At 71.3% G+C, this 13,110-nt stretch carries 12 protein-coding genes and 2 tRNA genes; 13 read left to right on the forward strand and 1 reads right to left on the reverse strand.

Annotation, left to right across the window (positions count from 1 at the left end):
* Nucleotides 1-74 precede the first annotated feature (74 nt).
* Together OG904_RS20340 and OG904_RS20345 are read left to right on the forward strand one after the other, a co-directional pair.
* Nucleotides 75-635 carry a hypothetical protein gene (locus OG904_RS20340; protein WP_405492952.1) on the forward strand — a complete coding sequence of 187 codons (561 nt, stop codon included), beginning with the start codon at nucleotides 75-77 and terminating at the stop codon, nucleotides 633-635.
* Between the two features lie 67 nt (nucleotides 636-702).
* The gene (locus OG904_RS20345) at nucleotides 703-1,890 is read left to right on the forward strand and encodes a hypothetical protein (protein ID WP_405492954.1); all 1,188 of its coding nucleotides are present in this window, start codon (nucleotides 703-705) and stop codon (nucleotides 1,888-1,890) included.
* Here OG904_RS20345 and OG904_RS20350 read toward each other — a convergent pair.
* Nucleotides 1,874-2,980: a M48 family metallopeptidase gene (locus tag OG904_RS20350; RefSeq protein WP_405492956.1), complete on the reverse strand. Its 1,107-nt coding sequence runs from the start codon at nucleotides 2,978-2,980 to the stop codon at nucleotides 1,874-1,876. The genes OG904_RS20345 and OG904_RS20350 overlap by 17 nt on opposite strands.
* A gap of 141 nt (nucleotides 2,981-3,121) precedes the next feature.
* Between OG904_RS20350 and OG904_RS20355 the strand changes: the two genes are divergently transcribed.
* The 11 genes from OG904_RS20355 to OG904_RS20405 all read left to right on the forward strand — a co-directional run bounded on the left by OG904_RS20355 (nucleotide 3,122) and on the right by OG904_RS20405 (nucleotide 13,003).
* Nucleotides 3,122-3,289, forward strand: a complete 168-nt coding sequence (locus tag OG904_RS20355; RefSeq protein ID WP_405492958.1) for a hypothetical protein — start codon at nucleotides 3,122-3,124, stop codon at nucleotides 3,287-3,289.
* Nucleotides 3,290-3,360: 71 nt separating this feature from the next.
* Nucleotides 3,361-3,978 (forward strand): nicotinate-nucleotide adenylyltransferase, encoded by a 618-nt coding sequence (gene nadD / locus OG904_RS20360; RefSeq protein WP_328298587.1) that lies wholly within the window; start codon nucleotides 3,361-3,363, stop codon nucleotides 3,976-3,978.
* Nucleotides 3,979-4,002: 24 nt separating this feature from the next.
* Nucleotides 4,003-5,718 (forward strand): LCP family protein, encoded by a 1,716-nt coding sequence (locus OG904_RS20365; RefSeq protein WP_405492961.1) that lies wholly within the window; start codon nucleotides 4,003-4,005, stop codon nucleotides 5,716-5,718.
* A gap of 130 nt (nucleotides 5,719-5,848) precedes the next feature.
* Entirely contained in the window at nucleotides 5,849-6,295 is a 447-nt protein-coding gene (rsfS, locus tag OG904_RS20370) for a ribosome silencing factor (protein WP_384657615.1), read from the forward strand.
* Complete coding sequence (locus OG904_RS20375; protein ID WP_405498141.1) at nucleotides 6,292-6,963, forward strand: histidine phosphatase family protein; 672 nt, start codon at nucleotides 6,292-6,294, stop codon at nucleotides 6,961-6,963. The genes rsfS and OG904_RS20375 overlap by 4 nt, the downstream gene beginning before the upstream one ends.
* Before the next feature lie 112 nt (nucleotides 6,964-7,075).
* Nucleotides 7,076-7,148: transfer RNA gene (locus tag OG904_RS20380), tRNA-Ala, on the forward strand.
* 136 nt (nucleotides 7,149-7,284) lie between these two features.
* Nucleotides 7,285-7,518: a hypothetical protein gene (locus tag OG904_RS20385; RefSeq protein WP_007264019.1), complete on the forward strand. Its 234-nt coding sequence runs from the start codon at nucleotides 7,285-7,287 to the stop codon at nucleotides 7,516-7,518.
* A gap of 141 nt (nucleotides 7,519-7,659) precedes the next feature.
* Nucleotides 7,660-7,732 (forward strand) — tRNA-Ala (locus OG904_RS20390).
* Nucleotides 7,733-7,989: 257 nt separating this feature from the next.
* Complete coding sequence (gene leuS / locus OG904_RS20395; RefSeq protein WP_405492964.1) at nucleotides 7,990-10,863, forward strand: leucine--tRNA ligase; 2,874 nt, start codon at nucleotides 7,990-7,992, stop codon at nucleotides 10,861-10,863.
* A gap of 121 nt (nucleotides 10,864-10,984) precedes the next feature.
* On the forward strand, nucleotides 10,985-11,719 hold the full coding sequence (locus tag OG904_RS20400; protein ID WP_405492966.1) for a hypothetical protein: 735 nt from the start codon (nucleotides 10,985-10,987) through the stop codon (nucleotides 11,717-11,719).
* A gap of 438 nt (nucleotides 11,720-12,157) precedes the next feature.
* Nucleotides 12,158-13,003 (forward strand): DegV family protein, encoded by an 846-nt coding sequence (locus tag OG904_RS20405; protein WP_405492968.1) that lies wholly within the window; start codon nucleotides 12,158-12,160, stop codon nucleotides 13,001-13,003.
* Nucleotides 13,004-13,110: the final 107 nt, after the last annotated feature.

The following is a 13,110-nucleotide window of genomic DNA, read 5'->3' on the forward strand; positions in this document are numbered from 1 at the left end:
CCGCCTGAACGTGGTGTGGCCGGATTTCGGCGTACGCCCTGCCCAAAGGTGTCCCTCAGGTCTACGCTGGTCTCGTGCCGGACGACGTGGGGGGCAAACCGTTCCCGGACGACGGGGAGCCCGACGACGACCGCGGAGGCGCGGACAAGGACTTCGCCTCCGTGGTGTTCGACGAGGACTTCGTCCGGAACGCCGAGATCCGTGAACCGAGCGCCGCGGAGCGCCAGCGGGCCGGCGACCGGGCGCGCGCCGAGGCCGCCGAGGCCGCCCGCGCGGCCTTCGCCGGCGGCTGGACGGGCGACGAGGACTACGACGCGTACGCCTACGGCAACCCCGACGGGTACCACCACGAGGACTCCGGCTGGGAGCAGGGACACGGCTACGGCTACGCGGAAGGCCCGTACGGGGCCTACGGCGGCACCCTGCGCCCCTACCGCGGCCGCTCGCCGTGGCTGCGCCCGGTCGCCTGGGTCCTCGCCTTCGTGATGGGCCTCGGCATGGTCGCGCTCGCCTTCAGCGCCGTCTACCGCAGCGCGGCGAGCGACGCGGAACCCGCTCCGGCCCCCGCCAGCACCCCGATGGGCGAAGTCACCGGTGCCGGGGCGTTTATGGACCGCGTCGGCCGCCAACCCTGAAGGTAGACCCCGCTCCCCATCGCCGGAGCCGGGGGCTTCTCTGGAGCGGGGACAGCGGGGAGAAGCGATGGCCGTGTCAGGAAACCCGCCCAACGGCACCCCTGGTGGTACCGAAGGGGGCGACGACGAGTACCGGTCGGACGAGTACCGGTCGGTGGTGTTCGACGAGGACTTCGTCCGGGCTGCCCGGCTCCAGGAGTTCTCCGCGCAGGAGCGCATGGGCGAGCACGCCCGTGCCGTACGGAGCCGGTCGATCTGGTCCGGAGGCCACGCGGGATCCCGGGGCGCCGGCGGGGCGGTCCGGCAGGGCCGGATCATCGTGTTCTGCATCGCGCTGTCGCTGGCCGCCGCCGTGTACATGGGGGTGCGCAACCCCTACGTGCCGCCCGCCGCGGGCCCGGCAGAGGCGATGAGCAGCACCGTCGTCCCGCTCGCGCCCGCCGAGCCCGTGCCCGGCGGCCGGCCGGCCGACCTGTACGCGAACAGCCCGGCGGCGAAGTACCGGATCGGGGCGGCCGGGATCACCATGCCCGCCATGCGCCGCACCCACCACTTCACCGAGAGCCAGGTGCAGACCGCGCTGACCATCGCCAAGGACTACCTCGTACAGTCCTCGCTCGACCCCGACGTCCTGTCCGGTACGGCCACCCGGCCCGTCCGCGTCCTGCTCGACCCCGACCAGCTGACGCAGTTCGACCAGAGCATGCTCGCGCCGGCCGGTGACGGCCGGCACGCCCTCACCGGCTGGCTGGTCCGCTTCGACCCCGCCACCGCCGTGATGGCCGACACCAGGGTCCGGGTGAGCGGCACCCTGGCCGTCGCGGAGGTCTCCCCGACCGTGCTGGAGGTGACCTCCGACCACACCTTCGTGTACGCGGTACGTCCCGCCACCGGCCAGCCGGCCGCGGCGGACGGCGCCTCGCTGTTCACCGTCCGCCGGGAGCTGCGCCTGCGCTTCGACCGCGACGACCTCGCGGCGCAGCGGGCGGAACTGGCCTCGGCCTACGTGATGGCGGGTCCGCAGGACTGCTCGGCCGACCCGGCCGGGGGTTTCCGCCCGCTGACGGCCGGAGCCGGGCCGACCACCGTGGGCCCGGCCGCGAGCGATCCGTACGCCAGCGGCCGTCCGCGCCGCACGGGCGGGCTCTGCGGGGTCCTCGCGCCGCCGACCGCGGCCGCGCCCACCGCGGCCGCGCCCACCGCGGCCGCGCAGACCGCGGACCCACCGGAGCGGGGCGTCAGTCCTTCTCCGTAGCCCCGCCGCCGCCCGGGGTGCCGCCGCCATCGGAGGCACCGCCGCCCGAAGCACCGCCGCTCGAACCACCACCGCCCGCGAACCTGTCCCGGAGCTTGCCGCCCAGGTCCGCCGTACCGCCGGCGATGTCGCCGACCAGCTTCATCAGGGGGTCCTTGCTCGTGCGCACCGAATCGGCGTAGTGCGCCGCCGACTGCCGGAAGGAGTCGGTCACCGAGGCGTCCTTGTCCTCCTCGCGCCGCGGGTAGTGGCCGTCCATGATCCGCTGGTAGTCCCGCTGCTGCGACCACTTCTTCAGCTCGGCCGCCCGCACCGTGGTGAAGGGGTGCGTCCGGGGCAGCACATTGAGGATCTTCAGCACGGAGTCGCGCAGATCGCCGCTCGCCTCGTACTCCTCGGCCTGGGCGAGGAAGGCGTCGACATTCATCTCATGCAGGTGGTTGCCACCCGCGAGCTTCATCAGCCCGCGCATCGAGGCGTGCACGTCCTGCCCCACCAGCAGGCCCGCCCGGTCCGCCGACAGCTCCGACTTGCGGAACCACTCGCGCAGCGCGGTCACGATCGCCATGATCGCCACATTGCCCAGCGGGATCCACGCGATCTTGAGCGCCAGGGTCGTCAGGAAGAGCAGGATCGTGCGGTACACCGCGTGCCCCGACAGGGCGTGGCCCACCTCGTGACCCACCACCGCCCGCATCTCCTCCTCGTCGAGCAGCTCGACGAGGCCGGTGGTGACCACGATGATCGGCTCGTCCAGGCCGATGCACATGGCATTGGGCTTGGGGTCCTGCTGCACGTACATCTGCGGGACCCGCTCCAGGTCCAGGATGTAACAGGCGTCGAGGAGCATCGCGTGCAGGTGCGGGAACTGCGTCTCGCCCACCCGGACGGAGTCCGACAGGAAGAGCAGTCGCAGACTGCGCTCCGGCAGCAGCCCGCTGAGCGCCTTGAAGACCGTGTCGAAGCCGGTCAGCTTGCGCAGGGCCACGAGCGCGGAGCGGTCCGCAGGGTGCTCGTACGCCCGTGAGGAAATACCGGGGAACCTCCTGCGGTCCCGCGCCGGTGCCTTCTCGAATCCCGTCCCCGTCATAGCGCCCTCCCCGTTGATGTGCCCGTCGGGCCGTCCGTCTATCCTCTCCAACGCCTGAGTCGGCGCGAGCGTGCCCCGGGCCCCCGCATACGATGTGAGCGAAATCTCCGCCCGCTCCCCGACTCGATAGGTACCTGCCTGATGAGCCTCGCCTCCACCGCCCACAACCTGGTCGTCCTCGCCTCGGAGGGAGCCGAGCAGCACGGCGGCAACCACAACAGCCTGAACCCGTTCCTGACCGGCGGCGCCGCCTTCGGCATCCTCCTGCTGCTGCTGTGGGTCACCACGCGCCTGAACCGGGACCGCTGAAACCCCGCACACCGGGCACGCGCCCGCAGCCGGGTCCCCGTCGCGTCACCGGGCCAGTAGGCTCTGCGCTCATGGGAGAGCAGGAAATGCCTACCGGCCCGGTCAAGCGCCGGCTCGGGGTGATGGGCGGGACATTCGACCCGATCCACCACGGACACCTGGTGGCCGCCAGTGAGGTGGCCGCACTGTTCCACCTCGACGAGGTGATGTTCGTACCGACGGGCGAGCCGTGGCAGAAGTCGCAGCGCGCCGTGTCGGCCGCCGAGGACCGGTACCTGATGACGGTCATCGCGACCGCGTCGAACCCGCAGTTCTCGGTGAGCCGGATCGACATCGACCGCGGCGGCCCGACCTACACGATCGACACCCTGCGGGACCTGAGCGCCCTCAACGACGACGCCGACCTCTTCTTCATCACCGGCGCCGACGCCCTCGCGCAGATCCTGACCTGGCGCAACGCCGAGGAGCTCTTCGCCCTCGCGCACTTCATCGGCGTCACCCGGCCGGGCCACGTCCTCACCGACGACGGGCTGCCCGAGGGAGGCGTCTCCCTCGTCGAAGTGCCCGCGCTGGCCATTTCGTCCACGGACTGTCGTGCGCGCGTGGCCAAGGGGGATCCTGTCTGGTACCTGGTGCCCGACGGCGTGGTCCGCTACATCGACAAGCGTGAGCTGTACCGGGGAGCCTGAGCTTCCGGAGAGAGGGGCCCCGCGGTGAACGACCGACAGGATCCGTACGACCGGTTCGACGCCTACGCGGCGCAGGAGCAGCAGCTCGTCGGCTACGACGTGTACGGGCGGCCGGTGTACGGCCAGGTGCCCCCGCAGCCCGCCCCGGCCCCCGCTCCCCCCTACGAGCAGCAGCAGTACGATCAGCAGCAGTACGAGCAGCAGCAGTACGGCTACGACTACCAGGGGTACGGGCAGCCGCAGCAGCCCCAGCAGTACTACCCGCAGCAGCAGGAACACCCCCAGGCCGCGCAGCCCGCCCAGTCCTACGGGTACGACACCCAGGCCACCCAGCAGTGGATCCCGCAGCAGGCCGCGCCCGCCGCGCCCGTGCAGCCGCCGGCGCCCGAGCCCGCGTTCCGGCCGGCCGCCGCGCCGCAGGTCCCCGAGCCCCGCCGGGCCGACGGAGCGGCGACCCAGGCCGGGCAGGGGGCTCAGGACCCCTCGTACCGCACCGAGCAGTTCGCGTTCATCGACCAGCCGGACGAGGACTCCGAGGACGTCATCGACTGGCTCGCCTTCACCGAGAGCCGCACCGAACGCCGCGAGGAGGCCCGCCGGCGCGGCCGCAACCGGGTCGTGGCGCTGATCGTCGTCCTGGCCGTCTTCGTCGTCGCGGGCGCCGGGTACCTCTGGTACGCGGGCAAGCTGCCGTTCCTGGAAGGCCCCGGGAAGACGGCGGGCGCAGCCGCCGCGGGCCCGCAGAAGCGCGACATGATCGTCGTCCACCTGCACAACACGAAGAAGGGCGGCACCTCCACGGCGCTGCTCGTCGACAACGTCACCACCAAGCAGGGCGCCACCGTCCTGGTGCCGAACACGCTGAACGTCACCAAGGACGACGGCACCGGCGCGCCGCTCGGCAAGGCCGTCGGGGACGGTGGCCTGGGCGTACGGGAAGCCCTCGACTCGGTGCTCGGCACCCGCATCGGCGGCACCTGGCGCCTGGACACCCCCTTCCTGGAGAACTTCGTCGAGCTGGTCGGCGGCATCGAGGTCGACACCGACGTGGCCGTCCCGGCGGACGACGCGGCGAAGGTCCCGGCCGTGGGCCAGGGGCAGAAGCAGAGCCTCAGCGGGGCGATGGCCGTCGCGTACGCCACGTACCGGGCCCAGGGCGAGCCGGAGGCCAAGCAGCTGGACCGGTTCGGCAAGGTCCTGGTGGGCCTGTTGCGCAAGGTGCCCGGCGACCCGAAGTCGGCGGCGATGACCGTCGAGACCACCGGTCAGATCCTGGACCCCGCGCTGAACGCGCAGACGCTGGGCGCGATGCTGTCCAAGCTCGGCGAACACGCCAAGGTGGGCGCGTACCGCACCGACGTGCTCACGGTGAAGCCGGACGGCGGCCTCACGGACGAAGCCAACAAGAAGGTCGTCAAGGAGGTCCTCGGCGGCTCCGCCACGGCGGCCCAGCCCGGCGCCGTGCCGAGGGTGGGCATGAAGGACGCCACCGGGGACGACAAGGCATCCACGGCGGGGAAGGCGGCCCTGCTGAACGCCGGCTACACGCTGGTGGACGGCGGCAAGGCCGACAAGACCGCGCCCGCGTCGCAGATCACGTACCAGGACGACGCCCAGCGGGACAAGGCCATCGAGGTCGCCAAGACCCTGGGCCTGCCCGAGACGGCCGTGAAGAAGGCCGAGAACGCGGTGAACGCCGAAGTCGTGGTGACGCTCGGCAAGGATTACAAGCCGTCCTGACCCGTCCGAGGCCTTCTGCTGCCGCGCCCCCGGGACGCGGATCCGCCCGCGCGGCACGCTGCGCGCGGGCGGTGTCGGCGGTACATGAGACCCTTGTAAGGATCTGCCCGCCAACCCGAAAGCATGGCCAGTGACCGCCACGGACCGCTCCATCGAGCTCATCACCGCCGCCGCCCAGGCCGCGGCCGACCGGCTCGCGCACGACATCATCGCGTACGACGTCAGCGACGTGCTGTCGATCACCGACGCCTTCCTGCTCGCCTCGGCCCCCAATGACCGCCAGGTCAAGTCGATCGTGGACGAGATCGAGGAGAAGCTCCAGAAGGAGCTGGGCGCCAAGCCGGTGCGCCGCGAGGGCGACCGCGACGCCCGCTGGATCCTGCTCGACTACATCGACATCGTCGTCCACGTGCAGCACAGCGAGGAGCGGGTCTTCTACGCGCTGGAGCGCCTGTGGAAGGACTGCCCCGAGATCGACCTCCCCGAGGACGCCAAGCTCACCAAGGGCAAGGCCGAGGAGCACGCCGCCCTGCGCGCCGCACAGGGCGACGACGAACTGGACGGTGATCTGTTCTGAGCACCACTCCCGACAGCGCGGCCAAGCCGGGCAAGACCGGCCGGAAGATCGTCCTCTGGCGCCACGGCCAGACCTCGTGGAACCTGGAGCGACGCTTCCAGGGCTCCACGGACATCGAGCTGACCGAGGCCGGTGTGGCGCAGGCGCGCCGTGCCGCCCGGCTGCTCGCCTCGCTCAAGCCGGACGCCATCGTCGCCTCGGACCTGCGCCGGGCCTCGGCCACGGCCGCCGAGCTGGCAGCCATCACGGGCCTGACCGTGGCGCACGACGAGGCGCTGCGCGAGACGTACGCCGGCGAGTGGCAGGGCCTCACGCACGACGAGATCCTCGAGAAGTACGGCGACCAGTACGCGGCGTGGAAGCGCGGCGAGGCGGTCCGCCGCGGCGGCGGTGAGCTGGAGACCGAGGTCGCCGACCGGGCGGCTCCGGTGGTGCTGGAACACGCCGACCGGCTGCCCCCGGGCGGCACGCTCGTCGTGGTCAGCCACGGCGGCACCATCCGTACGACGATCGGCCGTCTGCTGGGCCTGGACTCGTACAACTGGGAGGGCCTCGGCGGGCTCTCCAACTGCTGCTGGTCGGTCCTGGGCGAGGGCGCGCGCGGCTGGCGGCTGATGGAACACAACGCCGGCACGCTGCCCGAACCGGTCCTCGGCGACGACGACTGAGCCCACCTCGGGGCGGCTCCCACCCGGATTTCACTTTCCGGCTGGTCACAGGCTAGAGTTCTTCTTGTTCGCAGCGCAGAACACCGGAAACGGGGGGAGCGTCGCGGAGAGCGGGGCTATAGCTCAGTTGGTAGAGCGCCTGCATGGCATGCAGGAGGTCTGGAGTTCAATTCTCCATAGCTCCACAATCAAGATCCCGTCCCCAACAGGGGGCGGGATCTTTGCTTTTGTCCACAGCTGCCCGAGTGAGCACCGGCATGGCAGAATCGGACGGCCGGAGGGGGACGACGACGGCCCGACGCGGGAGGGAGTCGCTGACGGATGGGTGCACACCGGCGGCGGTGCGACTGGTGCAACAACGGCACGCCGATCGTGCGGGACATGGAGCCGGTCAACCCCGACTACCAGTACTGGTGCGAGGAATGCGCGCGGGCGCTGATCATAAAAGGCGACCCGATCGAGACGTACCGGGAGCTGGAGGGCGAGCCGATCTACGGCCGTCTGCTCGACGAACACTGCACGCTGAAGCGGTTCTACCAGTTCGCGCGTGCATGACGAGTGTCTGATGATTCGGTTCAAAACGGGCATGGCTCACGGTCGGTGGAAACCGATTTTTGGACCGGGGCCATGACCGTGTAATGTTTGGGACGTCGCCAAGGGGAACGGAAACGGGCCAGGAAGCGGCAGGCAAGACAAGGGGCTATAGCTCAGTTGGTAGAGCGCCTGCATGGCATGCAGGAGGTCTGGAGTTCAATTCTCCATAGCTCCACAGTGAAGAAGCGGGCCACCCGGAACGGGTGGCCCGCTTCTCGTCGTGCGCCCGCCGGGTGGAAGGGCCGAGCGCCTCCGGGGGCCCCTGCGGTACCCTGACGCCATGCGTGCCGTACGCCTTCTGCTTACCGAGCCGCGCTGAACAGTTCCGACCCACGAGACGGTCGGCCCCGGCGCGGCGCCCCCTCCTGTGCGAGGGGTTTTTTCGTTTGGGCAGCAGAGCCGGCAGAGACGATCGATGGAGCTTCAGAAATCATGAGCGAGACGAACACCCCGGCCCCCGAGGCGGCCGAGGCGCACCGCTACACGGCTGCCATGGCCGCCGACATCGAGGCACGCTGGCAGGACGTATGGGACGCGCAGGGCACGTACGAGGCCCCCAACCCGACCGGTGACCTGGCCGGCGACCCCGCGGTGGTCGCACGGCCCAAGAAGTTCATCATGGACATGTTCCCGTACCCCTCGGGTGCGGGCCTGCACGTCGGGCACCCGCTCGGCTACATCGCCACCGACGTCTTCGCCCGTCACCAGCGGATGACCGGCCACAACGTCCTGCACACCCTGGGTTTCGACGCCTTCGGCCTGCCGGCCGAGCAGTACGCCGTGCAGACCGGCACGCACCCCCGCGTGTCGACCGAGGCGAACATCGAGAACATGAAGGTCCAGCTGCGCCGCCTGGGCCTGGGCCACGACAAGCGCCGGTCGTTCGCGACGATCGACCCGGACTACTACAAGTGGACCCAGTGGATCTTCCTGCAGATCTACAACTCCTGGTACGACGCCGAGGCGAAGAAGGCCCGCCCGATCGCCGAGCTGGTCGCCGCCTTCGAGGACGGCTCCCGTGAGCTGCCCGGTGGCGCCTCCTGGGCCGCGCTGAGCGCGGCCGAGCGGGCCGACGTGCTGAACGAGCACCGGCTGGCCTACGCCTCGGACGCGCCCGTCAACTGGTGCCCCGGGCTGGGCACCGTACTGGCCAACGAGGAAGTCACCGCCGACAACCGCTCCGAGCGCGGCAACTTCCCGGTCTTCAAGTCCAAGCTGAGCCAGTGGAACATGCGGATCACGGCCTATGCCGACCGCCTGATCGACGACCTGGACGCGCTGGACTGGCCCGAGGCCATCAAGCTGCAGCAGCGCAACTGGATCGGCCGCAGCGAGGGCGCGCGCGTCGACTTCGCGGTCGGCGCGGGCGAGGCCATCACCGTCTTCACCACCCGCCCCGACACGCTGTTCGGCGCCACCTACATGGTGCTGGCGCCCGAGCACGACCTGGTCGGGAAGATCGTCCCGGCCGAGTGGCCCGAGGGCACGCACCAGCTGTGGACCGGCGGCAACGCGACCCCCGGCGAGGCCGTGGACGCGTACCGCAAGCAGGCCGCCTCGAAGTCGGACGTCGAGCGGCAGGCCGAGGCCAAGGACAAGACCGGTGTCTTCACCGGCGCCTACGCGACCAACCCGGTCAGCGGCGACCAGGTGCCCGTCTTCATCGCCGACTACGTGCTGATGGGCTACGGCACCGGCGCGATCATGGCCGTCCCGGCTCACGACAGCCGCGACTTCGAGTTCGCGCGCGCCTTCGAGCTGCCGATGCGCTGCGTCGTCCAGCCCACGGACGACCGCGACGCGGACCCGCTGGAGTGGGAGGACGCGTTCTCCTCGTACGACGGCACCATCGTCAACTCGACGGGCGAGGGCGTCTCCCTGGACGGCCTGGGCGTGGTCGAGGCCAAGGCCGCGATCACCGACTGGCTGGCCGGGCGCGGCATCGGCGAGGGGACCATCAACTTCCGGCTGCGCGACTGGCTGTTCAGCCGTCAGCGCTACTGGGGCGAGCCCTTCCCGATCGTCTACGACGAAGACGGCGTGGCCCACCCGCTGCCCGAGTCGATGCTGCCGCTGGAGCTGCCGGAGGTCGAGGACTACTCGCCGCGCACCTTCGAGCCGGACGACGCGGCCTCCAAGCCGGAGACCCCGCTGTCGCGCAACGAGGCGTGGGTCAACGTCGAGCTGGACCTGGGCGACGGGCGCGGGGTGCGGGCCTTCCGGCGCGAGACCAACACCATGCCGAACTGGGCCGGCTCCTGCTGGTACGAGCTGCGCTACCTGGACCCGAACAACGGATCGGCCCTGGTCGACCCGGAGATCGAGCAGTACTGGATGGGTCCGCGCGAGGGCGCGCCGCACGGCGGCGTCGACCTGTACGTGGGCGGGGCCGAGCACGCGGTGCTGCACCTGCTGTACGCGCGCTTCTGGTCCAAGGTGCTGTTCGACCTGGGACACGTCTCCTCGGTGGAGCCGTTCCACAAGCTGTTCAACCAGGGCATGATCCAGGCGTACGCGTACACCGACTCGCGCGGTGTGTACGTGCCCGCGGCCGAGGTCGAGGAGCGGGACGGCGGCTACTTCCACCAGGGCGAGCCGGTCAAGCGCGAGCACGGCAAGATGGGCAAGTCCCTGAAGAACGCCGTCACGCCGGACGAGATCTGCGAGGAGTACGGCGCGGACACCCTGCGCCTGTACGAGATGGCGATGGGCCCGCTGGACGTCTCGCGTCCCTGGGACACGCGCGCCGTGGTCGGCCAGTACCGGCTGCTGCAGCGGCTGTGGCGCAACGTCGTGGACGAGGAGACGGGCACCGTCACGGTCGTCGACGCGGAGCCCGGCGAGGACACGCTGCGCGCGCTGCACAAGGCGATCGACGGGGCCGGCTCCGACATGGCGGGGTTGCGCTTCAACACCGCCATCGCGAAGATCACCGAGCTGAACAACGCGCTGACGAAGGCGGGCCGCCCGCTGGAGCGTTCGGTCGCGGAGCGGCTGGTGCTGCTGGTCGCCCCGCTGGCCCCGCACATCGCGGAGGAGCTGTGGCACCGCCTGGGCCACAGCGAGTCGGTCGTCCACCAGGACTTCCCGGTCGCTGACCCGGCGTACGTCGTGGACGAGACCGTGACGTGCGTCGTCCAGGTCAAGGGCAAGGTCAAGGCCCGCCTGGAGGTCCCCCCGACGATCTCCGACGCCGACCTGGAGCAGCTGGCGCTGGGCGACGACGCGGTCGTGGCGGCGCTGGGCGGGGCCGAGATCCGCAAGGTGATCGTGCGCGCCCCGAAGCTGGTGAACATCGTCGTCTGAGGCCTCGGCGCCGGTCTAGGGGTATTCCCGTACGGGCAGGTTGGGGGTTCCATTTGGAACCCGCGGCCTGCCCGCGGCGTTTACGGTGGAAGGGACTAACCGGCTGGGGAAGGGAAACCTCATGGAGGCGGCTCTCATCATCGTGGCCCTGGTGCTGCTGTTCGCCTTCCTGGGGCTCGGTGTCTATGTGACGGCGAAGGTGGTCAAGGCCGCGGCGCGCGGCGTGGACCGCACCATCACCCAGGCCCGCCGCACCGTGGAAGACACCACGCTGAGGGCGCGCAGCTTCGGTCAGGTCGGTGTCGCGGGCGCGCTGGCACAGCTGCGGCTGGACCTGCGGACGTCGATGCGGGCCACGCAGCAGGCACTGTTCGACGGGGTCCGGACGGACGCCTCGCTGAAGGAGTCGATCGGCCTGTTCGAGCGGCTGAGCGCGCACGGGCACGAGCTGGACGACGAGCTGAGGCGGCTGGAGGCCGAGCCGGACCGCGGGCGGACCGCGGAGGCCCTGCCGGGCCTGCGGGAGCGCACGGCGAAGATCACGGAGGCGGCGGACTCGCTGCGCTGGGCGGCACGGGACCGCGCGCGCCGTTTCGCGGAGGACGACCTGACGTCGCTGTCGGCGCAGATCGAGGTGGAGTCGGGCGCCCTGCGGGACTGGGGGTCCCGGGAATCGATCGACGACCTCCCCCACCCGCCCCCCACGTGGAACACCCCCCAGCCCCAGCCCCACCCCCGCCCCCAGCCCCCGCACACCTCACACCCTCCCCAGTCCCCACGGCCGGCCCTCTCCCGGCCCACCCCGGCCCCCCAGTACCCCTGGCAGAAAACCCCCCGCCCGGAAACAACGACGTGAGTCCGGGGGCCGGCACCTCGAGCCGGTCCGGCGCCCACCCAGCCCCGCCGCATGCGAGAGCACGGGTCCGGGCGCAGCCCAGCCCGAACCCCAGCCCCGCCGACGCTTGAGGCGGCCCCCAGCCCCGCCGGCGTTTGAGGCGGCCCCCAGCCCCGCCGGCGTTTGAGGCGACCTTCAAGCCCCGCCGGCGTTTGAGGCGCGGGTCTGGGCGGAGCCCAGGGAACGGTGGAAGGGCGGGTAGGGGACAGCTCCCGCAGGACCGGCCGGCCGACGCACCCGCACCAGCGGACCAGCGGACCGGGGGCCCCGCCCCGATCGGTCCCGGAGCCCGCTCCGACGCCGAACCCGGCCCCGCCGCCCCCCCCGCCACCACCCCCACCGGCGGAGGCGAGAGACCCGAGCTGCCGGAACACCCCCACTGCCGGTAACCTCCGCCTCATGTCCCGCCATGTCGCGATCGTCACGGATTCCACGGCCTACCTGCCCCAACCGGCCATGGCGCGGCACGGAATCACCTCCGTCCCGCTGACCGTGGTCCTCGGCGACGAAGCCCTCGAAGAGGGCACCGAGATCTCGGCCCGGAGCCTCGCCCTGGCCTTGCAGAAGCGCCGCCCGGTCACCACCTCCCGCCCCAGCCCCGAGGACTTCGTCCGGGCCTACCAGGCGGCCGCGGGCGCGGGCGCGACCGGCATCGTCAGCCTGCACCTGTCCGCCGAGTTCTCCGGCACCTACGACGCCGCCGTGCTCGCCGCGAAGACGGCCCCGGTGCCCGTCCGTGTCGTGGACACCGGCATGGTCGCCATGGCCCTCGGCTTCTGCGCCCTGGCCGCCGCGGAGGCGGCCGAGGCCGGCGGTTCCGTCGACGAGGCCGTCGCGGCCGCGGAGAAGCGGGCTGCCGGGATGTCGGCGTACTTCTACGTGGACACCCTCGACTACCTCCGTCGTGGTGGCCGGATCGGCGCCGCGCAGGCCCTGCTGGGTTCGGCGCTCGCGGTCAAACCGCTGCTGACGCTGGACGGCGGGCGGATCGAGATGCTGGAGAAGGTGCGTACGGCCTCCAAGGCCATCGCCCGCCTGGAAGAGCTGGCCGTCGAGCGCGCGGGGTCCGGAGCCGTCGACGTGGCCGTGCACCACCTGGCGGCCCCCGAACGCGCGGAGAAGCTCGCGCAGCGGCTCCGGGAGCGGATCCCCGGGCTGGTCGAGCTGCACGTCAGCGAGGTCGGCGCAGTGATCGGCGCACACACCGGGCCGGGTCTGCTGGCTGCGGTCGTATCCCCGCGCTGACGGCTGACGGCTGACGGCTGACGGCTGACGGCTGGTCGCCGATCACCGGATCGGGTGAAGGGGATATCCACAACATGCCTGGAATCCACCGGAATTGAGCCCTCCGA

This window comes from Streptomyces sp. NBC_00096 (assembly GCF_045041305.1).
Lineage (GTDB): Bacteria > Actinomycetota > Actinomycetes > Streptomycetales > Streptomycetaceae > Streptomyces.